Raw genomic sequence first — 24,413 nt, forward strand, 5'->3', positions numbered from 1 at the left:
GATTATTGTGACAGCTTTTCGTATTTGGCAATACGTTTGTTGATGTCTTCCTGGCTGGCTTTGAGAAGAGCGTCTGCCTTGTCCGGATTGACCTTCTTCAGCAGCTTGTAGCGGTTCTCGCCGAGAGCGTATTCTTCGAAGGTGCACTTGATGGGCTTCTTGTTGACCTTCAGAGGATTGACGCCCTCTGCCACTGCAGGATTGTAGCTGTAGAGCAGCCAGTGTCCGCAGTCGATAGCCTTCTGCTGCTCGGCAACGCCCTTGGTGTTGTTGATGCCGTGAGCGATACAGTGAGCGTAGGCTATGATGATGGAAGGACCGTCGTAGGCTTCGGCCTCGATCATGGTCTTGACCAGATGTGCGGGATCTGCCAGAGATACGGCTGCCACGTAGGCGGTACCATAGCTCATGCATATCATACCCAGATCCTTCTTGCCTGTCTTTTTGCCGGCGAAGGCAAACTTGGCGGTGGAGCCTCTGGGAGTGGATTTGGACATCTGTCCGCCCGTATTGGAATAGACCTCGGTGTCAAGGACCAGGATGTTGACGTTCTTGTCCGAAGCCACCACGTGATCCAGGCCGCCGTAGCCTATGTCGTAGGCCCAGCCGTCGCCGCCCAGGATCCATACGGACTTCTTGACCAGATAGTCGGCCAGGGATTCCAGCTGCTTGCAATCGGGGCAGGTGCCGGGAAGAGCAGCCTTCAGCTTGGCCACGCGCTCGCGCTGAGCGTCGATACCGGCCTTGTCGGACTGATCGGCGTTCTTGATCTCTTCGGCCAGCTTGGCGTCCACGACACCGGCTTCCACGGCCTTATCCAGATATTCAAGAGCCATCTCGTTGAATTTGTCGATGGTCAATCTGTAGCCCATACCGAACTCGGCGTTGTCCTCAAACAGGGAGTTGCACCATGCGGGACCTCTGCCTTCAGCGTTGGTGGTGTAGGGAGTGGTGGGCAGGTTGCCGCCGTAAATGGACGAACAGCCTGTAGCGTTGGCTATGACAGCCCTGTCACCGAAGAGCTGAGTGATGAGCTTCACGTAAGGAGTCTCGCCGCAGCCTGCGCAGGCGCCGGAGAACTCAAACAAGGGCTTCAGGAACTGAGAGCCGTTGACCGAGGAGCGATCGAAATACTTTTCGTCGGTCTCGGGGATGGACAGGAAGAAGTCGAAGTTGTCTCTCTCGGGCATTCTGAGAGGCTCCTGCTTCTGCATGGAGATGGCCTTTTCCTTGGCGGGACAGGCTTCCACGCAGGCGCCGCAGCCGGTACAATCCTCGGGAGCCACCTGTACGGTAAAGAACATGCCGGCATCCTTGAGAGCCTTGGGCATCTTGCAGGCGGCAGACTTGAAGGTGGCGGGAGCCTTTTCCAGCAGAGCGGGATCATAGGCCTTCTGCCTGATGGCAGCATGAGAGCACACCAGAGAACAGCGACCGCACTGGATACACTTCGCAGGATCCCAGACGGGGATGTTGACGGCGATATTTCTCTTTTCGTACTGAGTGGTCCCTACGGGGAAGGTACCGTCGGCGGGCATCTTGGACACGGGCAGGGTGTCGCCTTCGTTGGCCATGATGACAGCGGTAAAGTCCTTCACGAACTCGGGAGCGTCATCGGACACGGCAGCAGGCTTGTGCACCTTAGAGGTGACGGATGCGGGATAGTCCACCTTGTAGATGTTGGTGAGGGCTTCGTCCACTGCGGCGGTGTTCATATCCACCACGTTCTGTCCCTTCTTGCCGTAGGACTTGACTATAGCCTTCTTGATGGCTTCCACAGCCTTGTCTATCTCGATAATGCCGCTGATCTTGAAGAAGGCGGTCTGCATGATCACGTTGATGCGGGCGCCCAGACCCAGCTTTTCGGCAATGCTGATGGCGTCGATCACGTAGAAGTTGACCTTCTTGTCGATGATCTGCTGCTGGACTTCTATGGGAAGAGTGTCCCAGACCTCGTCGGCAGAATGGCTGGTGGTCAGCAGGAAGGTGCCGCCAACAGCTATATTCTTCAGCATATCGTACTTTTCGATAAAGGAAGGATTGTGGCAGGCCACGAAGTCGGCGGTAGTGATGAGATACTGGCTGCGGATCAGATCCTTGCCGAATCTCAGGTGGCTGGTGGTGATGGAGCCGGCCTTCTTCGAGTCATACACAAAGTAGCCCTGAGTATAGTTGTCGGTCAGGTCGCCTATGATCTTGATGGAGTTCTTGTTGGCGCCCACGGTACCGTCGGAGCCCAGACCGAAGAACATGGCCTGATACACCTTGTCGGAAGCGGTGTCAAAGGAAGGATCGTAGCTGATGGACTTGCCGGTGACGTCGTCATCGATACCCACGGCAAAGTTGTTCATGGGCTTGTCCTTCTTGAGCTCGTCATATACGCCCTTGATCATGGCGGGAGTGAACTCCTTGCTGCCCAGACCGTAGCGGCCGCCCACTATGACGGGCATCTCGGAGAATTTGTCACACTTGTCGCAGGCCACGGCATCCTTGAAGGCCGCCACAACGTCCAGATAGAGAGGCTCGCCGTAGGAGCCGGGCTCCTTGGTCCTGTCCAGAACAGCGATCTTCTTCACTGTCTTGGGGAGAGCCTTGATCATGTCGCAGGCGTAGAAGGGTCTGTAAAGATGGACCTTGAGCATGCCCACCTTCTCGCTCTTCATGTGCTCGATGGTCTCCTGGCAGGTCTCTGCGCCGGAGCCCATGATGATGATGACTCTGTCGGCGTCCTCGGCGCCCACGTATTCAAACAGATGATACTGTCTGCCCACTATCTTGGCAAACTTGTCCATCTCTTCCTGCACGATGGCAGGCACTGCCTGATAATACTTGTTGACGGTCTCGCGGCCCTGGAAATACACGTCGGGGTTCTGAGCGGTACCCTTGATGGTGGGATGATCGGGAGACAGGGCTCTCTTTCTGTGAGCGAGCACCAGATCGTCATCGATCATGGCTCTCATATCGTCGTATTCCAGCACTTCCACCTTCTGGACCTCATGACTGGTCCGGAAGCCGTCAAAGAAATGCAGGAAGGGTATCCTCGCTCTCAGAGTAGCGGCCTGAGCTATCAGAGCAAAGTCCATGGCTTCCTGTACGGAATTGGAGCAAAACATGGCAAAGCCAGTCTGACGGCAGGCCATCACGTCGGAGTGGTCGCCGAAGATCGAAAGACCCTGAGCTGCCAGAGCTCTTGCAGACACGTGAAAGACCGTGCTGGTAAGCTCGCCGGCGATCTTGTACATATTGGGTATCATCAGAAGAAGACCCTGGCTCGCGGTGAAGGTAGTGGTCAAAGCGCCGGTAGCAAGCGCGCCGTGAACAGCTCCGGAAGCGCCGCCTTCGCTCTGCATCTCGGTCACCGAAGGGATAGTCCCCCAGATATTTTTTTCTCCCTTGGCAGACTTTTCATCCGAATGCTCACCCATAGGAGAAGATGGAGTGATCGGGTAAATGGCGATCACTTCGTTTGTAGCATGCGCGACATGTGCAACGGCTTGGTTTCCGTCCATGCCAACCATCTTTCTTGCCATAAATTTAGACTCCTTGTAAGAAATAGCTTTGCAGCGTATATATCAAACAGCGTCTGCTGCTATCTGAATACCATATTATATTATAACACAACAGACAGGCAAAAAACCATACGGAGCCCCTTTAGGGCTCCATCTTTTGCATATATTATTTATCTGTGTCTTAATCTACGTTTATTTCTCTGCGCCACTCGATGGCCTTTATCATAGTGGCCTGATCGGCATAATCTATCTCGCCCCCCACGGGCATCCCGCTGCCGATGCGGGTCACCTTTACTCCCAGACCTTTCAGCTGACGGGCCAGATAAAGACTGGTGACGTCTCCCTCGGTGTTGGAGTTGAGAGCCATGATGACCTCCCTGAAGGTCCCCTCCTCCACTCTCTTGACCAGAGGCTTGATGTTGAGATCGTCGGGCAGCACGTTCTGACTGGGATTGATAAGGCCGCCCAGCACGTGATAAAGACCGTGATACTCGTGAGTGCGCTCCATGGTAATGATGTCCCTCGGATCTGACACCACGCACAAATAGTCAGTGTTCCGTTTGTGATCAGCGCACACGGAACAGATGTCCTCCTGGGAATAGTTGAAGCATATCCGGCATTTCCTGATCTCTTTTTTTGCGGATATGATGGCCGCAGCCAGCTCCTCGGCTTCCTCTTCGGGCATATTGAGGATAAAAAAGGCTATCCTCTCAGCCGACTTGGCGCCTACTCCGGGGAAGGCCTCCAGCCTGGATATCAGCCTGGCCAGGGGATTGGCATAATCCGAAAACATGCTACTTTTCCTCCGAATACATGCCCAGCTTTCTGAAGCGGGCAAGACGGTCAGAGATCAGCTCTTCTTCACTCATGGCAGACAGCCTGTCCATATGCCTGACGAGGCTCTCTCTGATATTTGCAGCAGCCTGCTCGGTATCTCTGTGGGCTCCGCCCAGAGGCTCAGGGATGATCTCTTCGATGATACCCAGCGAAAGAGCGCTGTCGGCGGTGATCTTCAGAGACTCGGCGGCTTCAGCAGCCTTGGCCTTGTCTCTCCACAGAATGGAAGCGCAGCCCTCGGGAGGGATCACGGAATAGATGGAGTTCTCCTGCATGAGCACCGTGTTGGCCACGGCGATGCCTATGGCGCCTCCGCTGCCTCCTTCTCCTATGACCACAGCGATGACGGGACAGGCAAGGACGCTCATATCCATCATGTTCCGGGCGATGGCTTCGCTGATGCCCCTGGCCTCGGAGCCCACGGTACAGTCGGCCGCGGGAGTGTCCACAAAGCAGATCACAGGTCTTTTGAATCTTTCGGCCAGACGCATCACCCGCATGGCCTTTCTGTAGCCCTCGGGCTTGGAGGAACCGAAGTTCCTGAACTGTCTGTCCTTCAGGTTGCGGCCCTTCTGATGGCCCACAAAAGCCGCCTGCCGGCCTCCGATGGAGCCGATGCCGCACACCATGGAGTTGTCGTCCTGATACAGACGGTCTCCGTGGAGCTCTGTGTATTCGTCAAATATGCTGCGAACATAATCCAGAGTATAGGGTCTTTTGGGATGTCTTGCAAGGAGCACTCTGTCCCAGGTGGACAGATGACTGAACACCTTCTTCAGAAGCTCGTCTCTCTGGGTCTGCAGAGTCCTGACGTCCTCGGAGTAATCGGCTCCCTGCTCTATGGAGAGCCTTTTGATCTCGTCTATCTGCCTGTCCAGCTCGCTGATAGGCTTTTCCAGCTCCAGAATATTCCACTGAGGCATCAGCGCACCTCCCCAAGGGCAAACATAAACACTCTTTCCAGTACCCCTTTCAGCTCTTTTCTCTGTATGATACCGTCTATCATGCCGTTCCTCAATTGGAACTCGGGAGTCTGAAAATCCTCCGGCTTGTCGTGCATGACCTGAGTATTCTCCGACACTCTGGCTCCGGCAAAACCTATGAGGGCTCCGGGCTCGGCAAAGATAAAGTCGCCCAGGGAAGCGTAGGAAGCGTGGACTCCGGCAGTGGTGGGGTCGGTCATGACCACCACGTAGGGCAGTCCGGCCCTGTGTATCTCGGCCACCGCTGCGGAGGTCTTGGCCATCTGCATCAGGCTCAGTATGCCCTCCTGCATCCTGGCGCCGCCGGAAGCCGTAAAGACCAGAGCCGGGATCCGCTTGTCAATGGCAGTCTCCAGACAACGGACTATCTTTTCGCCGGCCACGGACCCCATGGAGCCGCCCATAAAGGCAAAGTCGGATATGGCGCAGGACACCGCAAAGCCGTTTATCCTGCCGGTCCCGGTGGTGACCGAATCCCGCAGACCGGATTTCATGGCGCCCTTTTTCAGCTTGGACTCATATTCCGGAAAGTCCAGAGGATTGCCGGAAGAGAGCTCGGTGTTGGTCTCCTGCCAGGTGCCTTCGTCAAAGGTGGCCTGTATCCTTTCGGTGGCAGACAGCCTGAAATGATAGCTGCACTTCGGACACACCTTTTGATTTTTAAGGAGCTCCTTGGTAAAGAGTATCTCGTTGCAGGAGGGGCACTTGATCCATATGCCGTCGGGCAGCGAATCTATCTGCTTGCTTTTGTCGGGCCTGAGTCCGGATTTCAGGCTGCCGAACCAGTTCGCCATGCTATTCTCCCTCCTTGGCTTCCTTTTTGTCGAAGGCCTTGCCCAGCATTTCCACCAGAGAGGCCACGTCCTCCCAATCCTTGTGGTCCTCATACACGGAAAGCAGGACCCCGTAGGCCTGAGGATAAGCTTCCTGCAGGAAGAAATACTTGCCCAGGACCACCACGGCGTTGTCGTTGTTTTCTATGTCCACCAGATGAATGGTGGCCTTGCCCTCATCCATGGTGTTGGCGGTAATGGCTATGCACACGTCGGCGGCTGTCAGATCGCCCAGCTCTCTGTAAGCTGTAGCCTGATTCAGTCTGGCGTTGTAATCGCCGGGGTCAAACAGAAGGCAGACAGCATAAGAGTCCACTGCCTTTTGCCACTCATGGGCTATGATGGCATCTTCACCCTGCTTTTTTTCGTCGGACACGGAGCCCTTTGACACCACGTCCTTCACGTTCTGAGGGCTGTATTCCAGCAGACGGGCTTTGAGATCCATATCAAAAAGGGTCTTCGCGGTGGCGCAGATCTTTTCGTTGGTGATGCGGGTGTCGTATTTCAGCTCGGCATTCAGTGAGCCAAAGCCTTTCTTGCCCACCTTCTCATACAGGGCGTCGGTCAGCTCGCAGGCATACTGTATGTTGGCAGCGTCCAGCTTGCCGTTGTAGCTCTTGTCGGCCAGCATGACGCTGATGTCGGCAAAGTCCCACAGATTCACCTTGTCCCTGAGCTCCCGGGACTCGTCTTTCAGAGAGAATATCTGGTCGAAGAGCTTTTTCTGGGCAGGGGAATATTGGGAGAGCAGCTCGCTGGTCACCTTGTAAGCCATGCCTTCGGTATACCAGCGGCAGAACCAGGGAGAGGTCTTGGTGACGTTTTTCATGATGTCCGACACCATAGCCCTGACAGTGAGAGCAGGCGCTGCCTCCCCTACTCCGCAGGCTCCCGCCAGAGCGGAGACCAGCTGCTCCTTCTGAAACACGGTGCCGTCGCTTTTGATGATCACGGGCAAGCAGACGTTTTTCAGCAGCTCTTCCTGATAGTAGGGCTGGGCCGACATGATGATCTCGGCGCGCTCTGTCTTGTCTGAAAACATGTAGTTCACGTAGCCCTTCTGGAGGTTCTTTTCCTTGCGGGCGTCCGCCTCGGATATGAGCACTACTTTTGAAAGGGTCTTGGCGATGACCACGGAGTCGTTGTAATAGGTGTTCACCCAATGCCTTATCTCTGCGTCCTTTTCGGGACACCCCAGAAAGTCGCATATATCCTTCGACACCCTGGCGTAGGGCTTCAGTATGTTCATGGCCTGCTTTTCGTTGGCCAGGATCTCATTTAAGGCGTCTCCCAGGGCTTTTTCCACCTCTGGAACGTATTTCTTCAGATCATCCGGAGCTTCTATCTTGTAATCGGCCGACATGGCCGCCGTACACAGCATAAGGACTGTCACAACAGACAGGATATATTTCAGCATCACAGTCTCCTGATTTACACTTATTCATTAGTATCATACCACATTTCGGGAATATTATCAATGACCGAGGCCCCGGGGCCCCTCCCGCAGCTCACCGGCAAGCCGTAGTCTGCCTGACGCAAAAAAGCCCCGGGCCCATACGGGGCGCCGGGGCTGAAGATGCGACTGTCAGAATATAGCCACTTTGGTGTCGGCGTCAAAGGCGTGAGCCTTTTCCATGTCAAAGATGATCTTCATCACGGAGCCGTCCTTGGCCTGAGTCTCGGAGTCGATGGTGGCGGTGATATCGATGTTGCCTGCGTTCAGGTACATGACCACTATGTTGCCCATAGGCTCGGACACGTCCACCTTGACGGTGGCTGTATTGGTGTCTGTGGGCTTCACCAGTCCGTCCAGAGCGGCATCATATATATGCTCGGGGCGGATGCCGAATATGACTTTCTTGCCTGCGTAGCTCTCTACTGCGGCAGCCTTGTCGGCGGGCACCAGCAGCTTGAACTCATTGTTGATGTTGAAGAACACCTCGTCGCCGGTCTTCTCCACCTGAGCGTCGATGAAGTTCATGGCGGGAGTGCCTATAAAGCCGGCCACGAACACGTTGGCGGGGTTGTTGTAGATGTTGAGAGGCGTATCCAGCTGCTGCAGGATACCGTCATTCATAACGGCGATCCTGTCGCCCATGGTCATAGCCTCGGTCTGGTCGTGGGTAACGTAGATGGTGGTGATGCCCAGCTTTCTGTGGAGCTTGATGAGCTCGCTTCTCATGGAAACTCTCATCTTGGCGTCCAGGTTGGACAGGGGCTCGTCCATCAGGAATACCTTGGGCTCCCGGACGATGGCTCTGCCCAGAGCGACTCTCTGTCTCTGTCCGCCGGAGAGCTGCTTGGGCTTTCTCTGCAGATATTCGGACAGACCCAGGAACTCGGCAGTCTCTTCTACCTTGGCCTTGATCTTGGGCTTGGGCATTTTTCTCAGCTTCAGAGCGAAGGCCATGTTGTCAAACACGGACATATGGGGATACAGAGCATAGTTCTGGAACACCATGGCTATATCTCTGTCCTTGGGAGACACGTCGTTGACGATGCGGTCGCCGATGAGTATCTCGCCCTTGGTGATCTCTTCGAGACCGGCCAGCATCCTCAGACAGGTAGTCTTGCCGCAGCCGGAGGGGCCGACCAGCACCAAAAACTCCTTGTCGTTCACCTTGAGGTTAAAATCCTTGACGACCTTGACCTCTTTGTAATCCTTGAATACGTTCCTGAAGGTTACTTCAGCCATTTGAAACTCCTTGTCTTAAGCGCGTTTTCAATCCCGTTAAGACGCTACATATATATTTTTTAGTCAGGCTCAAAACGAAAGCCTCAAGTATATTATATCACATCCGGGGAGGCGGAAGAGCATTTTTTCAAATATTTTTCCGCAAAGAGCAGCCAGGCAGCCAGAATGACGAGAGAAAGAGCGGCCCACAGAGGCTGCACGATTCTGGGAGAATAACGCCACACCTCCTCGCCGGGCTTCGCTTCCGGGCTTTGGATCTTCACCCATCTGCCGCAGAGCCAGGCTCTCTCCCGGTCCCCGGATTTGATGGCCACTGTATAATTGTTCAGATATCTCATCTTCGGCGCCCGGGAGTTGGTTATGCGGTACACCCGGCAGCCGTCCACGATCTCAAGCAGGTCCAGCTCCTCCGACTCCAGTGGCGCCGCCGAAACGACTATGTCGCAGAGGTCCCCCAGGCCGGGAGCATATTTTTTGACGAACATAATATTGCCGTTTTCCGGCGGAGACGGATCCTCTTCCAGTATAGCGGTGAGCTTTTGTCTGTATGCATCAGAATACAGCGAATCATAGCCGCCGGCTTCCCTGATGCCGTAGAGCATGCACATATCCGGAGGCATCAGAGCGTCGGGGATCACCGTCAGGCTCCACCGGCTGTTGATAAAGGCGCATCTGGTATAGTCCAGGCTCCTGATATATGTGGCGAGCCTGGGTTCTTTTTGCAGGAAGGCCGTGTCCGTATAAGCAGGCTGAGGCATACCGAAGGAGAGCAGGTCCGCCGCTGCAAGAACAACAGCCGCTGCGGGAACTACGCGCTTGCTGCTGATATCCTTAAACAAAAGACATGCGAAGACAACGAGGGAGAGCAGAAATACGGCGGGCTTGCCCGCGGAGTCCCAAATGACCACGCTCGCCATGCTTTGGTCTATGAATTCTCCTGTCTTGCCCAGCCAGGCCGCCACAGAAAGCGCAAACAGCGCGGCCATAACTCCCAGAGAGCACAAAACCACAGCCTTCCTGCCCTCTTTCAGGCGCAGCAGGTCGTCCAGGCCGAAAGCGGCAAAAAGGCTCAGGAAAAAGATCACCGCAAACAGCAGCCGATTGGGTCCGCCCATGGAATTGAAGCCCGGGATCAGATAATACAATGGGTAATTGAGAGGGCTGCCGCAGGCCACCAGCAATACCAGAGCCAGAAGCGTCAGAAAAACGTACCTTTCGCTTTTTCTTGCCCGCAGGGTGCCTGCGATACCGCAGAAAGCCAGGAACAAGGGCAAGATGCCCAGATAAGCGCAGTATTCTATGTTGTCGGCTTCGGTAATAAAGTTGATCCTCAAGTCCGGCATAAACAGGGTCACGAGCCTTTCTCCATGCAGGCTGTTTGACACGTAACGGGCGTAGCCTTCGGCGCTCCTTTGGACGTTGCGGGTGCTTTCTCCGTACAGCTCCGATGAAGGCAGCAGCTGAAAAGCGGAGACAAACGCAAAACACAGGATGAAGGAAACCGTTACGAGAAGGCCTGAGAGCTCCCTTTTCCGGACGCCGGCGAGCAGATGCCACAGGACAAAAAACAGGGAGCAGCCGCATACGAACATGGCTATCTGCAGGTGCCCAGCCAGCACCGACAGACCCAGACAGGCCCCGCCCGCTGCGGCGTAATAAGCGCTGCGGCGGTCAAAGGCCAGGGCGGCAAAATAGAACACGGCGGGGAGCCAGTCAGCCGAATATACCAGCGTGGGCAGCTCCATCCAGGAGACCATGAAGCCCGAGAGTGAATAAGCCAGAGCCCCCAGAGCCGCAGCCATCCTGCCCGACCCGTATTTTATCAGCAGGAGCAGAGTAAAGACCTGCGCCGCATACAGATGCAGCAGCAGCAATATACCCAGTCCTCTGTCCGGCCCGAGTGGGACCAGCAGCAGATGCAGAGGATAATACACGGCGGACTGTCCGGTGCCGACAAAAGGAGTCCCCGACAATTCGTAGGGATTGTAGAGGGGCATCTCCCCCTTTTTGACGCAGTCGGCATAAAAATGCCTCCAGTTGTAGAACTGCAGCACTCCGTCTGCCATCAGCACGTTCCACTGCAGCCTTTCTCCGTTGTCGGACCAGGGACGCATTTGCCTCAGATAATCCCCGGGGACGGGAGTCTTGCCGCAAAACAGCGGCCGGTACAGGAAAGCGCAGTCTATGACTGCAAACAGGATAAGTATCAGGACGAGCTTGTCTTTACGCATTTAGACACCAAAAAAACGGGCCCTTGCGGACCCGACCGTTATATCTTGAAAAGTGAATCTGCCAGCTTTTGATTGACCTTGATGTTGGAATAGGTGGTAGTGCCCAGATACTTTTTCTTGCCGTTGTAGCCCATGTATTTGGTAGCCATAAAGTATCCCGGGGTCAGCTCGCGGTATTCTTTGTATTCAAACAGGTTCCTCAGCTCGCCGGCGCCGTTGTAGCGCTCTCTCTTCACCAGCTTGAGAGTGTCGGCGTCCACCCAGATGTTGTCATGTCTCTTGTCGTTGCCTCCGTAGATGGGATCCACCTTCAGCTTCACCACTCCTCCGGATTCGCTGACCACCGTGACCTTGTTGTCGGCCCATATGGACGAAGAGAGTATGCCCAGATCCAGACTGTTCTGTCTCTGGCCCGGATCGTTTTTCTTGTCACCCTTGACGTTGTATATACCGCCGGACATCTTGCGCATATAGCCGTTCTGGATCACCATCACGTTTATGCCCTGGAGCTTGCCCTGCACTCTGATCTTGTTGTGCTTCTTGTATTTGATGGTGCTGTTCTTCATGTTCAGCACTTCTTCGTATCTGTCGCCCAGGTCGTCGATGACGGTCTTGTCGCCTGTGACCTTGACACTGAGGGACACGTCCACAAAGGGAGTCTCCAGCTTTTTGACCTTTGCCAGCAGAGCATCCGAAGTCACTCCGTAACAGGAGCACACCGAAAACAGAAACACGCATATAAGCAGTATGGTTTTTTTCATGATTTGCCTCACTTGTCACCGTCGTCCGATCTCTCTTGGATCTCGAGAGTCATGATCTGACCCTCCCTGACCTCCAGCACCTTGATGATATAGCCTTCCACGCTGACGGACTCGCCGCCCTCGGGGATGTCCCCGTATTGCTCCAGCACCAGACCTGCCACGGAATTGTATTCGTCCGAAAGAGGCAGCGAGAGAGAGTACCTGTCGTTGGTCTCGTCTATGGAATCCGAAGCATCCACCACGATGGGGCCGCCGTCGGGAAACACCGGCTCCTCCCCTGTGTCGTCATTGTCCTTGTCGTATTCGTCGCCTATGTCGCCCACGATCTCTTCCAGCAGGTCTTCGACGGTGATGAGACCGCTGGTGCCGCCGTATTCATCGGTGACTATAGCCATGGGCTTGCTCTGCCTGCGAAACTCATCCAGGAGCTCGTGAGCTTCCTTTGTCTCCGGCACGAACAGCACCGGCTGCATGCATTTGTATATATCAAAAGGAGCATCCGTATCGATCACGAAGTCCAGCATGGACTTCGCGTGCACTATGCCCACTATATGATCTATATCCTCTTTGTAAATGGGGATGCGGGAATGGCCGGTCTCTCTGATGACCGTGATCAGCTCTTCGAGAGTGGTCTGGTCGGACACGCAATTCATTTCGTTGCGGGGGACCATGACTCTCCTGACCACGTTCTTGTTGAAATCTATGACAGAAGTCAGCATTTCCTTTTCGTCGGACTCGATATCCCTGATATCGTCGTCTGTGGTCTCCAGTATGATCTCCGTGCTGGTGTTCACCTTGTGCCTGATGGAATGCTTCCTGTCAAAACCCATAACTTCTGACAATCTGCCCGTAATAAATGTTCCCAGAGCCAGAGCGGGGCGGGAGAGGAACACTGTTACTGCCATAAGGGGAGACAGCCGTTTCAGGGCGGCCTCCGTCTTGTCGCCCATGGCGGCTTCGGGGACAAGGATGCCGAAGATAAACACGGCCAGCACAGCCGCGCCAATGAGGAGAACAGCGGCCGCAACCAGGCCCGGGACGGAAAAAGAATTACCGGTAAAAGAGAATACTATGCCGCCCAGCAGCGCAAACACCACCGCATCGCAGACACAACAGGCAAGCCTGCAGGACAGTATCTGCCTGCTGTCGGGCTCGTCGCTGTTCGGGAGCAGAGCCATAGCCGAAAATATGATCCTCGCCCAGCCGAACAGCAGGATCAAAAGCAGCATATACGCCAACTCATTGATAGACATAACAGACCTCAGAAGATGGGGGCTATGACCGTAAAGATCAAAAATGCGACCACAGTAGCGATGATGGCGCCCCAAATCACCTCGCTGACGGAATGGATGCCGCCTTCCACCCTTGACTGGGCCACCAGGCCCGCAAGGATAAGGGCTATCACGGTAACGGCGATCCTCTTTTCGATAAAGAACACGGTCCAGGCCAGAAAAAAGCCTATGGACGAATGAACGCTGATGACGCCTCCCCGCCAGATCTTGCCCTTGTTGCCGGCTACCTTGTACATGACTATCAGACTCATGAGGATAAAGAAGGCGAAGATGATCATGATGGTCAGCGAATGACTGTCATAATCAATGAGCTTTTCCAGCCTGCGGATCTTGCTGTGATTGAAGAGTATGATGGCGCCCAGAAGCACCGCGTTGATGCTGGCCACCAGCACGGCTCCCGCCGCTATATCCTTGGCAAATTTTGCCAGAGGGTGGTATTTCTGAGAGACCATATCCACCACGGCTTCCATGGCCGTATTGATCATCTCGGCAAAAATCACAAAGGCCACCGACAGTATGGCAAAACACACCTCTATATAGTTCAGCTTCAGCAGTATGCAGAGTATCCCCACTATGATGATGCACAGGAAGTGAAAACGCATGTGCTGCTGGGTCCGGAAGGCATGCTCGATGCCCTCCATCGCAAACTTGAAGCCTCTCGGCGAATTGTCTTTGTCTTCCATGTTATTTGTCCATATACCAATCGTCACAGGCTGCAGAGTCGCATCCCTCATCGGAGAGAAATTCCGCAAGGATCTGCTTGTGCAGCGCAAACATCCGCCGCCTGTCCTTTGGCTTCATATGATCGTAGCCCAGGAGATGGAGCGTCCCGTGACACAGGAGATGCAGCAGTTCCATATTGACGGAGTGCCCCAGCTCGGCAGCCTGACGGCGAGCCGTGTCCAGAGATATGACTATATCACCCAGGAGAGACCTGTCGGGGTCAAAATCAAAGGAGTCGTCCCCGGGGTCGTTGAGGGCAAAGGACAGCACGTCGGTGGCGCTGTCGACACCCCTGTAATCCCGGTTCAGATCCCGGATATAGCTATCGTCCTCCACCAGCACGTTGACCTCGGCCGTATCCGGCTGGTCATGCATTCTGAGTATTTTCTCCGTCAGCCGCTTCATCTGCCTTTTGTTCGTCAGCCTTCCGGAGCTCTCTATTCTGATTCTCAATTTCTGCCTCTTTTTTCTGCTCTTCCGGATAGCTGACCCGGGAATGGAGCATGTGGGTAAGAGTCCTGATTATGCTCAGCTTTACTATACCGATCTCATTCAGGGACAGGGGGCATTCGCTCAGCTGTCCGTCGGCCAGCTTGGAGGAAAACACCTGATTCACCAGAGCCTCCACTCTGGATATATTTGCCTCCTTCAGGCTGCGGGAAGCAGCCTCGCAGGAGTCGGCCAGCATCAGGATGGCTGCCTCTCTCGTCTGAGGCTTGGGTCCGGGATATCTGAACTGCCCCTCATATACCTCCAGATCTCCGTCATAACCGGCGGAGAACCGGTTGTAGAAAAAGCTGACTATGGTAGTGCCGTGATGCTGACGGATCAGATCCCTGACCACCTGAGGTATCTTGTATTTGGACGCTATGTCGATGCCGTTTTTCACGTGGGCCTGAATGACCATGGAGGACAGAGAAGGATTGAGATCGTTGTGGACGTTGTGACCGAACTGGTTCTCCGAATAATAGTCCGGCTGGACCAGCTTGCCTATATCGTGATAATAGGCCCCCACTCTCACCATCAGCGCGTCGGCTCCTATCTCGTTGGAAGCCAGCTCGCCTATATAAGCCACGGACACCGAATGGGCGTAGGTCCCCGGCGCCTCCAGGGAAAGCTGTCTCATGATGGGCAGATTGGTGTCCGCCAGCTCCACCAGTCTCATGGGGGTGGTGATGTCAAACAGCCGCTCCAGAACAGTGGAGATGAGCATAAACACGAAGGTGGACATGGGGATGATGAACACGGACCACATGACGTCCCTGGCTATCTGGCTCATGGGCTGCTCCACCAGCAGGTCGTATATGGTGATCTGCAGAAGGGTAGCAGCGGCAGCCACAAAGTATATGTTGATGATGTCGCTTCTGGTCCTGATACGTCTCAGGGAATAAATGGCGCAGATGCCGGTGACCAGAGTCACGGTGGTCACTCTGATATTGTCGCCCACCACAAAGCCCAGCAGCACGGACACCACCACCAGTATGATGGCGGCGCATTTGTGGTCCGACAGTACGAAGATGAGCATCACTGCGGCTATGAACCACATAGCCCCCAGAAAGCCCAGATACATCTGCGAAAAATAGTTCTCGAACATCTTGCCCGAGGCGTAAAATAAGAGGCAGCAGATGGTGAGCACTATGTTGATCAGCAGCACCTTTTTACGGTCGGTGGTGTGCTCCAGTCTGCTCATAACAAAGCTCACGGCGCCGAAGCAGATGCACATGAGGCAGAAGATATAGGCGAACTTTTTGAGCCTTCCCGTACCGGAATAGAGCCCCAGAGCCTTCAGGGATTCTATGGTGCCTTCGGTGACCCTCTGCTCACCGTCGATGACCTTGTCCCCCACTCTTATGGTCTTGTATATGGGCTTCACGCTGTTTTTGCGGTCGTTGGCCAGCTCCAGAGTCTTTTCTTCATTGTATATCCTGTTGGGCTTGACTACGCTCACCAGTATCTCATAGCATACGTCTGCCAGCTCGGGCTGCTTCGGGAACCTGTCGTTTACCAGCTTGCGGATCTCCTTGTAGGTCTCCTTCAGAAAATACAGGTTTTCCCGCACCTCGCCGGACATGACCAGAGTCCCTGTGACGAGCACGGCCTCCTTCACCTGATGAAAGGTGGAGTCCGGGACCGTCAGGAGAGTATATACGGTCTTGTCCGACAGCTGGCCGCCGGAGTATTTGAGTATATTCAGTCTGAGCCTGTCTATGACCTCGGTGGTGGGAGACACGTCATCGGTCCTCTCCGAGGCAATGGCAGTGAAGATCAGATTGATATTGGACACGGTGTCGGACTGGGCGTCCGGGACCGTGTCGTAGACTATCTCGTTGGCGCTGATCTGATTTTTGAGAAGGCTTTCGGAATAATGATCGCGGAAGGTGACGTTGGACTTGGCTATGATCTGCCTGTCCGACAGGTCACCGGCTTTCCAACTGATGGCCTCCGGCATGTAAAAATAATACATGACCAGCAGAGACACGCAAAAGGTCACCAGAGTGCTGATCACCTTTACCGAATCAATACTGCTTACCAGCCCCCTCAGGCGGCCGGATCCTTTTTTTCTGCGCTGCCGCAGCTTGAAAAAACCTGATTGTCCTATTTTCATAGCGCATCAAAAATAAATGACAGCAGAATAACTGCTGCCATATATGTCTTAATTGCTCCGCCTGTTCTTTCTCTTGCGGGCGGCTTCAGCCTTGCGACGCTTGTCGGACGGCTTTTCGTAGCGCTCGTGTTCCTTGGCTTCCTTTAAAATACCGGCCTGCTGAAGCACCTTCTTGAATCTCTTCAAGGCGTTGTCCAGGCTTTCGTTAGGTTTTACAGTTATTTGAGCCATGTTTCTTCCCCTCCCCCACAGACCGATTTTTCAAGGTCTTAAAAATAAAACCGGGTCAAAGGTCTGTAACAATGACCATTTCAATTATAATACATTCGGCAAGGCTTGTCAAGAGTCTCAGGGACAGCCCCGCGCTTCTAAGACTTTATCACCTTCCAGTACTGAAAATCAAAGGCGTCCACCTTTTCGAAAAGAGGGTCCTTGCCGTCGCACCTTTCCACGCAGGCCTCTCCGTCTCTGATGCCTATGAATATGTATTCCACTCCCCGGGGGCTCCTGACCCGGTCAAACCTTTTGAAGCCCATGCCCTCGGGGCCGGTGGAAGCCATGAGCTCCCTGCGCTCCGCCGCCGTATTTCTCCTCATGTCATTTCTCCTTTTCGATCTCGCAGATCACTTCGGCTTCTGCGCCGTTGACCGGGGTGATGCCCGAAGGCATCCTGCAGGTGACTGTTGACCTGACTGTGCGGGAGGCGCCGCCTATATCCACGGTGCCTGTCCTGATGACCTTCACGTCATTTATGAGCAGCAAAGGCCCTTCTGCCAGGAGTCTTTCGGGTCTGACCGTGACGCTCTTCAGGCGATAACCCCTGGCGGGAACGCCCGTGAGATCTGCCTCCAGAGCTATGTATTTGCGGGATATCTCTTCATCCAGCATAACGGTGACAGTCACTGCAGAGGGTGATATGACGATGTTTTTGAGCCTTTCGCCGTTTTTCGAGTAGGCCTTCAGGGCCACCCTTCCGGAAAACCCCTTGTCCCCCACTGCGGGGACCTCACCCTTTATCTCCGATACCAGCGCCATTTCCTTTTCGGAGCCGCTGACGGACACGGTGTTGTCCGAGACCATTTTGTCCCTGTAGATGTAGCCCACGGGCGGAGCCGAGGAAAAGAGGATGTTCACAGGCATATATACGCTGTTCATCCTGTTGATGCTGACCTCTACCCAGGAAGGATTGACCGAGACCTTCACCTTTTTCAGATTGACGTTGTCGATGGAGTATTTGACCTGCAGCCTTTTGCCCCGTACGAGAGAGTCCACGGACTCGCCGCTCAGGTCCACCCACAGCTTGATGGCGTCGGGCCTGATCCCGGATATGGTGCTCCGGGGGGCCTTCACGGTCACGGATATCTGGCTCACCGGCATATTGAGGTTGTAGCCGGACGGTATATTGACGGCCTCCACGGAGCCCGTATATATGATCTCTTCTTTGGGATTGTTGTTGGAGCTGACGTATGCCCAGAGAGCCAGGGCGATAACCAGAGCCAGCAGCTTGTAAAAAGGATCGTCTGTCACGAATTTCAGGAGCTTATTCATTGCGGTCCGACCTCCTGTTCATAAAGCTGATGAGGGGTCCCGCTTTGCCCGCATTGTCCTCTCTCAGGAGCTCCTTCAGCATGATGTCAGTCAGAGTGCGCTCGTTCAGATGTCTGGTCATGGAGCCGTTCTGGACCACGGATATGATGCCCGTCTCCTCGCTGACCACCACCACAAAAGCGTCCGTGATGTCTGTGATGCCCAGAGCAGCCTTGTGTCTGGTGTGTATCTGCGAAGAATAATTCTCGTTCCGGGTGAGAGGCAGGGTGCAGGAGGCCGCTACTATGCGCCCCTTTCTGATGATCAAAGCTCCGTCATGGAGAGGAGTGCCGAACCAGAAGATGGTCCTGATGAGCTCGTCGGTCACGGAAGCGTCCATCTTCAGGCCGTTTTCGATATAGCTGTCCAGAGAGTCGTTTCTCTCAAATACTATGAGGCAGCCCGTATTGGACTGGGACATGGTGCAGGCGGCGCGGACTATGTGCTGTATCACTTCTCTGGGGGCGCTGCTCACGGACCTGTGACCCCTGAAGCCCCTGCCCATGTTTTCCAGTATCAGGCGCATCTCCGGATAAAACAGCATGACGAGAGCCACCGGGGCCAATGGCATGAAGGAACGGACCAGAAAATTGACGGTGTTCAGCTTCAAGAGTTCCGTCAGATAGCTGACCGCTATGAATATGCCAATGCCCCACAGCACCTGCCACGCTCTGGACCTTTTGGATATGCATATGATCCAGTACACGGCGGCAAAGCATACGAAGACGTCAACGATGTTGAGGATAATGTTTGTTATCATAAATGTCTCCCGGGCGCCCCGGTCACTTTTTCTTTTCGGACACCTTGTTGTCGGTGACGATGATGACTATGTCGTCCTTGTCGTAAAAGCCGTGTTTTTTCGCTATGTATCTGAGACCCTTTTTGGACGAATAAAAGAGTATCTCGTTCTGGAGCTCCTTCTCCTTGTCCTCCATCTGAGAGAGTGTCTTTTTGGCCTCGGCATAGAGCCTCTTCTGCTCATTCATCTCCAGAACGGGTCTCCGGAGCACCAGGACAGCGGCCGCAATGACGACCAATACTATAAGGAACGTCACCAGACCGTTTTTGTTCTTTGCCTGATCCATCACAAGTCACCTCTCTTTGACAATTGATGCACATACACCGACAGCAGACCCGCGTCGGCGGGAGTAATGCCGGGCACTCTCAGGGCCTGCCCTATGGTGTCCGGACGTATCTTCATCAGTTTTTCCCTGCACTCCCGGGACAGGGAGACCAGCTGCTCATAATCGATGTCCGGGGGGATGCGGGTCCTTTCCAGATGAACGGACCTCTCGACCTGATCCATCTGGCGGCGGATATAGCCCTCGTATTTTATCATGAGCTCTATTTCCATAGCGGTACCGGGCTTGCAGCGCAGCTCTTCCCCCCGGGCGGCTATAATGTCGGCGTAAGTGATGTCCGGATGCTTCAGCAGCTCCGCCAGAGTGACGGCGCGGTCCTTCAGGGTCACCGAAAGAGACCTGAGGGCCTCATCTCCCGGCTTCAGGGACGTGGACTCCAGACGCCCGATCTCACTGTCGATGAACCGCTTTTTCTCGCAGAAGACGCACCATCTGTCGTCGGACACCAGACCCGCTTCCCGGCCCTTTGCCGTGAGCCTGAGGTCGGCGTTGTCCTGCCTCAGCAGGAGCCTGTATTCCGAACGGCTGGTGAGCAGCCTGTAGGGGTCATTGACCCCCTTGGTCACCAGGTCGTCTATCATGACGCCTATATAGCCCTCGTCCCGCCCCACGGTAAAGGGCTCTCTGCCCTCGGAACGCATGGCGCTGTTGATGCCCGCCACCAGACCCTGTCCAGCAGCCTCCTCGTATCCGGAGGTGCCGTTGATCTGACCGGCGAGAAAGAGCCCCTTTATCTTCTTGGTCTCCAAAGAGCGACAGAGCTCCGTGGGCTGTATAAAGTCATATTCGATGGCGTAGCCGGGCCTCAGTATCTCAGCATGCTCAAGTCCGGGGATGGTGTGGATGAATGCTTCCTGGACTTCCTCCGGCATGGAGCTGCTCATCCCCTGAAGATATATCTCGTCGCTGTCCGCCCCCTCCTGCTCCAGAAACACCTGATGATCGGTCCTCTGAGAGAACTTGACGTATTTGTCCTCTATGCTGGGACAGTATCTGGGGCCTACTCCGTCGATCATGCCCCCGTACATGGCAGAGCGGGAAAGATTGGCCATGATGATATCCCTTGTGGCGCTGTTGGTATAGGTGAGATAACAGTCAGCCAGATCCTCCTTGACCAGACCTTCGTTCATATAGGAAAAGGCTCCCGCGTCGGGCTCCGATGGCTGGACCTGGCATCTGGAATAATCTATGCTTCTCCTGTGCACTCTTGCCGGCGTCCCGGTCTTGAGCCTGCCCAGCCGGAAGCCCTGCTCCGTAAGGCTCTCGGACAGTCGGTCCGCAGCCATCTCGCCGGCGCGGCCCGAAGAAAAGCGGGTGCTGCCTATATGGATGAGACCCCTGAGAAAGGTGCCGGTGGTAAGTATCACGTTGTCGGCATAAAAGGCCACTCCGGTAGAGATGCGGACGCCCCGGGCATACCCGTCCTCTGTGAGCAGCTCTTCCACCAGGCCCTGACGCACCTGAAGATGGGGGGTGTTGAGCACCAGACGGGACATATAGGCTTCGTAGGCCCGCTTGTCTGCCTGGACCCGGAGCGCCCTGACTGCCGGTCCCTTGCCTGTGTTCAGCATACGGATATGGGTATAACAGGCGTCGGCGGCCAGAGCCATCTGCCCGCCGAGAGCATCTATCTCCCTGACCAGATGGCTTTTGGCAGGCCCCCCTATGCTGCAATTGCAGGGCATGTGTCCTATGTGCCACAGATTGATAGTCAGGAGCAGCGTCTCATGACCCAGTCGCGCCGAGGCGCAGGCCGCTTCTATGCCGGCATGCCCCGCTCCGACTACTATGGTATCATACTTCATTGACAGCCCCTGGAAAATAATATTATCACTATAAATTATACCAAAAATACGGCAGCCCTTTCAACATTCCCGGCGCCCTTATACAAACTAAAGAGTCCCGCTCTCCGGCGAAAAAATCCTTGTTGCAATATCACTCCGAATAAAGTATAATAAAGAAGGTATTTTTATTTTTCTAAGTCAAATGTCCCGAAGGTTTTTTTTAATGAACAAGATCATCAGCTCGGCCGACGAGAAGCTCACCTACATTTTTGATCTTGACGGAGTGGTTTACAGAGGCGTCACGCCTCAGCCTCACGCCCCGGAAAGCATCAACGAGCTGGGCAGGCTGGGACACTCGGTCTGGTATTTCACCAACAACGCGGCCCAGACAAGAACCTCCTATGTGGAAAAGCTGGCAGGCATGGGCATCACCGCCTCGGAAGACCGGGTCATGACCAGCGCCTACGCCACCGGTCTGTATATGTCCGACAACTATTCTCTGGAGGGCAAATCGGTGCTCTGCGTGGGTCACGAAGGCATCATAGACGAGATGCGCAGGCTGGGGCTTACATGCGGCACAGGCTCTGAGCTGAAAAAATACGATTTCGTGGTAGCCGGTATCAAAAGAGACATCACCTACAATGAGATATGGGCCGCCATGTATGCCATCAGGAACGGAGCGGTGTTTATCGCCACCAACACTGACAAGACCTTCCCCCTGGAAAAAGGCATGCTGGCTCCCGGCGGCGGCGTCATAGTCAACGCCATATCCACCGCCACCGACGTGGTGCCCTACGTATGCGGCAAGCCCAACACCTTTGCCATAGACAGGATCATGGCCATATCGGGCTCGGACAGAGAGCACACGGTCATGGTGGGCGACCGTCTGGACACCGACATAGCGGTAGCCAACAACGCCCGTATCACCTCGGCTCTGGTCATGGGAGGCGTCACCTCCAAAGAGGCTGCGCTGGCCGCCGAAGGCGTGGAAAAGCCGGATCACATCATAGAAGACCTGCGGGGGCTGCTGCCGTCATGACACCGGTCGCTCTGACTATCGCTTCCGTGGACAGCTCCTCCGGAGCCGGCGTCACCAGAGACCTCTCCGTATTCGGAGATCTGGGCGTTTACGGCATGAGCTGCACCTGCAACGTCACCAGCCAGAATTCCTGCGGAGTACACAGGATCTTTCGGGTGGCTCCGGCGATCATAGCCGATCAGATAGACTGCGCCCTGAAGGATGTGACTCCCGGGGCTGTGAAGATAGGCATGTTTTACTCCCTCAGAGCGGGAGCGATCATCGAGCAGAGGATCAAAAAATACGGTCTCCGCAACATAGTCCTGGACACTCCCAGGATCAGCAAGAATACTACGCCCATCATCACGGAGAGAGCTTTCAAATTTCTCAGGGCGCGCCTGCTGCCTCTGGCCGACGTGATCACCCCCAACGCGGAGGAGACGGAGGCCCTGACCGGCATGCATATCACCGACCTGTCGGGGAGCCGGGAGGCCTGCAGGGTCCTTTGTGACATGGGAGCAAAGAACGTCATCGTCAAGGGCGGACATCTGGACACGCCCACTGACATCCTCTACGACGGCAGGGACTATTATGAAGTCCCGGGAGAGCCCTGCGGCAGACGGGTCCACGGCACAGGCTGCACCTTTTCCGCCGCTCTGTGTGCCGGACTGGCCCTGGGCAAAAGCATGCCCGACGCCTTTGCCGACGCCAAAAGCTACGTCAACGAGCAGATAATCAGGTCCAAACGGTTTGGCAAAACCGATATATATTATTTCGTACAGGGAGAATAGTATGAACACAAAATACATTTTTGTTACCGGCGGCGTCGTTTCGTCAGTAGGTAAAGGTATTTGCACAGCGACCATGGGACGGCTGTTCAAAAGCCGCGGTCTGAAGGTATCGGTTCAGAAATTTGATCCGTATATCAACATAGACGCCGGCATGCTGACTCCCATACAACACGGCGAGATATTCATCACCGAGGACGGCGCCCAGGGCGATCTGGACCTGGGGCACTACGAAAGATTCGTGGACATCAACACCACCCTCCTTTCGGACATCACCACCGGCATCATATATGACAACGTGATCAAAAAAGAGAGACAGGGCGCCTACAAGGGCGGCACCGTGCAGGTCATCCCCCACATCACCAACGAGATCATAGAGACCCTGGTCAAGAACTCCGAGGAACAGGCGGCCGATATATCCATAGTGGAAATAGGCGGCACCGTAGGCGACATGGAAGGCCTGCCCTACCTGGAGGCCATCCGCCAGTTCAAAAAGAGGATCGGCTTTGACAACGTCATCAACGTGCACCTGACCCTCATTCCTTCCGTAGGCACCTGGAACGAGCTCAAGACCAAGCCCACTCAGCACTCCGTGATCAAGCTCAGAGAGCTGGGCATACAGCCCGACATTCTGGTATGCCGCACCAAATCCCCCATATCCTCCGACATGAAGGACAAGATATCCCTGTTCTGCGACGTGCCCAAGGAAGCCGTCATAGAATCCTGCGACGTTGACACCATCTACGAGATCCCTCTCATCTATGAAAAGGCAGGCGTGGCCGACTACATTTGTAAGAGATTCGGCATAGAAAAGAGACCTGCGGATCTCAAAAAATGGACCACCATGATCGACGCCATCAAGCATCCCAAAGAAAAATGCAACATAGCCATAGTAGGCAAATACGTGGAGAACGGCGACGCCTATCTGTCACTGGCCGAAGCCTGCAAGCACGGCGCAGTGGAATTGGGCAACGGCGTCAATATCCTGTGGGTGGACACGGCAGACTTTGCTTCCCATACCCCCGCAGAGCTCCTGAAGGATGCGGACGCCATCATAGTAGCCCCGGGCTTCGGAGAAAGAGGAGCCGAGGCCAAGATACAGGCGGTCCGTTACGCCAGGGAAAACAACATACCCTTCCTGGGCATAGCCTACGGCATGCAGCTTGCCGCGGTGGAGACAGCCCGGAACCTGTGCGGGCTGGACAAGGCCAACTCCATCGAGGTGGACAGCAAGACTCCTCATCCCATCGTGTGCGCCAGACCCTCTGTGTCCAAGTATGACAACTATGGCCCCTGCATGAGGCTGGGCTCCTTCCCCTGCAGACTGGAGGAGGGCTCTGTCATCAAGTCCATATACGGCAGCGAACTCATATATGAAAGACACAGGCACAGATACGATCTCAACAACAAATACAAGGCCGCTCTGGCCGAAGCAGGCATGCTGTGCACCGGCTTTTCGCCCGACAACACCATTGTCGAGGTCATCGAGCGCAGGGATCACCCCTTCTTTGTGGGCGTCAGCTACAATCCCGAATACAAGAGCAGACCCGACGTGCCCCATCCCCTGTTTTTGGCATTCATCAAAAAGGCCTTTGAATACAAGCACGGCAAACAATAAGACTCGC

The 24,413-nt window shown here is 54.8% G+C and carries 21 protein-coding genes; 3 read left to right on the plus strand and 18 right to left on the minus strand.

Annotation, left to right across the window (positions count from 1 at the left end; genetic code table 11):
• Window positions 1–2: 2 nt before the first annotated feature.
• The 18 genes from nifJ to mnmG all read right to left on the minus strand — a co-directional run bounded on the left by nifJ (window position 3) and on the right by mnmG (window position 21,003).
• Window positions 3–3,530, minus strand: coding sequence for a pyruvate:ferredoxin (flavodoxin) oxidoreductase (gene nifJ / locus IK083_01510; GenBank protein ID MBR4748236.1), 3,528 nt, complete (start codon window positions 3,528–3,530; stop codon window positions 3–5).
• Between the two features lie 160 nt (window positions 3,531–3,690).
• Complete coding sequence (gene recR / locus IK083_01515) at window positions 3,691–4,302, minus strand: recombination protein RecR (GenBank protein ID MBR4748237.1); 612 nt, start codon at window positions 4,300–4,302, stop codon at window positions 3,691–3,693.
• A gap of 1 nt (window position 4,303) precedes the next feature.
• The gene (locus IK083_01520) at window positions 4,304–5,269 is read right to left on the minus strand and encodes an acetyl-CoA carboxylase carboxyltransferase subunit alpha (GenBank protein ID MBR4748238.1); all 966 of its coding nucleotides are present in this window, start codon (window positions 5,267–5,269) and stop codon (window positions 4,304–4,306) included.
• On the minus strand, window positions 5,269–6,123 hold the full coding sequence (locus IK083_01525; protein MBR4748239.1) for an acetyl-CoA carboxylase carboxyltransferase subunit beta: 855 nt from the start codon (window positions 6,121–6,123) through the stop codon (window positions 5,269–5,271). The genes IK083_01520 and IK083_01525 overlap by 1 nt, the downstream gene beginning before the upstream one ends.
• A gap of 1 nt (window position 6,124) precedes the next feature.
• On the minus strand, window positions 6,125–7,579 hold the full coding sequence (locus IK083_01530; protein MBR4748240.1) for a hypothetical protein: 1,455 nt from the start codon (window positions 7,577–7,579) through the stop codon (window positions 6,125–6,127).
• Between the two features lie 168 nt (window positions 7,580–7,747).
• Entirely contained in the window at window positions 7,748–8,857 is a 1,110-nt protein-coding gene (gene ugpC, locus IK083_01535; protein ID MBR4748241.1) for a sn-glycerol-3-phosphate ABC transporter ATP-binding protein UgpC, read from the minus strand.
• Window positions 8,858–8,949: 92 nt separating this feature from the next.
• A complete protein-coding gene (locus IK083_01540; GenBank protein ID MBR4748242.1) occupies window positions 8,950–11,088 on the minus strand; it encodes a hypothetical protein in 2,139 nt (712 codons plus the stop codon).
• Between the two features lie 38 nt (window positions 11,089–11,126).
• Window positions 11,127–11,849, minus strand: a complete 723-nt coding sequence (locus IK083_01545; GenBank protein MBR4748243.1) for an outer membrane lipoprotein-sorting protein — start codon at window positions 11,847–11,849, stop codon at window positions 11,127–11,129.
• Between the two features lie 8 nt (window positions 11,850–11,857).
• Window positions 11,858–13,078: an HlyC/CorC family transporter gene (locus IK083_01550; GenBank protein ID MBR4748244.1), complete on the minus strand. Its 1,221-nt coding sequence runs from the start codon at window positions 13,076–13,078 to the stop codon at window positions 11,858–11,860.
• Between the two features lie 32 nt (window positions 13,079–13,110).
• A complete protein-coding gene (locus IK083_01555; protein MBR4748245.1) occupies window positions 13,111–13,824 on the minus strand; it encodes a diacylglycerol kinase in 714 nt (237 codons plus the stop codon).
• A 1-nt stretch (window position 13,825) separates the two neighbouring features.
• Window positions 13,826–14,269, minus strand: a complete 444-nt coding sequence (gene ybeY / locus IK083_01560) for an rRNA maturation RNase YbeY (protein MBR4748246.1) — start codon at window positions 14,267–14,269, stop codon at window positions 13,826–13,828.
• Window positions 14,232–16,469 carry an HDIG domain-containing protein gene (locus IK083_01565; protein MBR4748247.1) on the minus strand — a complete coding sequence of 746 codons (2,238 nt, stop codon included), beginning with the start codon at window positions 16,467–16,469 and terminating at the stop codon, window positions 14,232–14,234. Before IK083_01565 ends, ybeY begins: the two co-directional genes overlap by 38 nt.
• Before the next feature lie 48 nt (window positions 16,470–16,517).
• Window positions 16,518–16,700, minus strand: a complete 183-nt coding sequence (gene rpsU, locus IK083_01570) for a 30S ribosomal protein S21 (protein MBR4748248.1) — start codon at window positions 16,698–16,700, stop codon at window positions 16,518–16,520.
• A gap of 137 nt (window positions 16,701–16,837) precedes the next feature.
• Window positions 16,838–17,065, minus strand: coding sequence for a hypothetical protein (locus tag IK083_01575; protein ID MBR4748249.1), 228 nt, complete (start codon window positions 17,063–17,065; stop codon window positions 16,838–16,840).
• A 1-nt stretch (window position 17,066) separates the two neighbouring features.
• On the minus strand, window positions 17,067–18,017 hold the full coding sequence (locus IK083_01580) for a hypothetical protein (GenBank protein ID MBR4748250.1): 951 nt from the start codon (window positions 18,015–18,017) through the stop codon (window positions 17,067–17,069).
• Window positions 18,010–18,816, minus strand: a complete 807-nt coding sequence (gene cdaA, locus IK083_01585) for a diadenylate cyclase CdaA (protein MBR4748251.1) — start codon at window positions 18,814–18,816, stop codon at window positions 18,010–18,012. Before cdaA ends, IK083_01580 begins: the two co-directional genes overlap by 8 nt.
• Before the next feature lie 22 nt (window positions 18,817–18,838).
• Entirely contained in the window at window positions 18,839–19,141 is a 303-nt protein-coding gene (locus IK083_01590; GenBank protein MBR4748252.1) for a hypothetical protein, read from the minus strand.
• Window positions 19,141–21,003 (minus strand): tRNA uridine-5-carboxymethylaminomethyl(34) synthesis enzyme MnmG, encoded by a 1,863-nt coding sequence (gene mnmG / locus IK083_01595; GenBank protein MBR4748253.1) that lies wholly within the window; start codon window positions 21,001–21,003, stop codon window positions 19,141–19,143. The genes IK083_01590 and mnmG overlap by 1 nt, the downstream gene beginning before the upstream one ends.
• A gap of 202 nt (window positions 21,004–21,205) precedes the next feature.
• Between mnmG and IK083_01600 the strand changes: the two genes are divergently transcribed.
• From IK083_01600 to IK083_01610, 3 genes are read left to right on the plus strand one after another with little or no spacing between them, the layout of a single operon-like run.
• Window positions 21,206–22,021 (plus strand): HAD-IIA family hydrolase, encoded by an 816-nt coding sequence (locus IK083_01600; protein ID MBR4748254.1) that lies wholly within the window; start codon window positions 21,206–21,208, stop codon window positions 22,019–22,021.
• Window positions 22,018–22,791 carry a bifunctional hydroxymethylpyrimidine kinase/phosphomethylpyrimidine kinase gene (gene thiD / locus IK083_01605; protein MBR4748255.1) on the plus strand — a complete coding sequence of 258 codons (774 nt, stop codon included), beginning with the start codon at window positions 22,018–22,020 and terminating at the stop codon, window positions 22,789–22,791. The genes IK083_01600 and thiD overlap by 4 nt, the downstream gene beginning before the upstream one ends.
• Window position 22,792: 1 nt before the next feature.
• The gene (locus IK083_01610) at window positions 22,793–24,406 is read left to right on the plus strand and encodes a CTP synthase (GenBank protein ID MBR4748256.1); all 1,614 of its coding nucleotides are present in this window, start codon (window positions 22,793–22,795) and stop codon (window positions 24,404–24,406) included.
• The last annotated feature ends 7 nt before the right edge of the window (window positions 24,407–24,413 follow it).

Source organism: Abditibacteriota bacterium (assembly GCA_017552965.1).
In the GTDB taxonomy this organism is placed as follows: Bacteria; Armatimonadota; UBA5829; order UBA5829; family UBA5829; genus RGIG7931.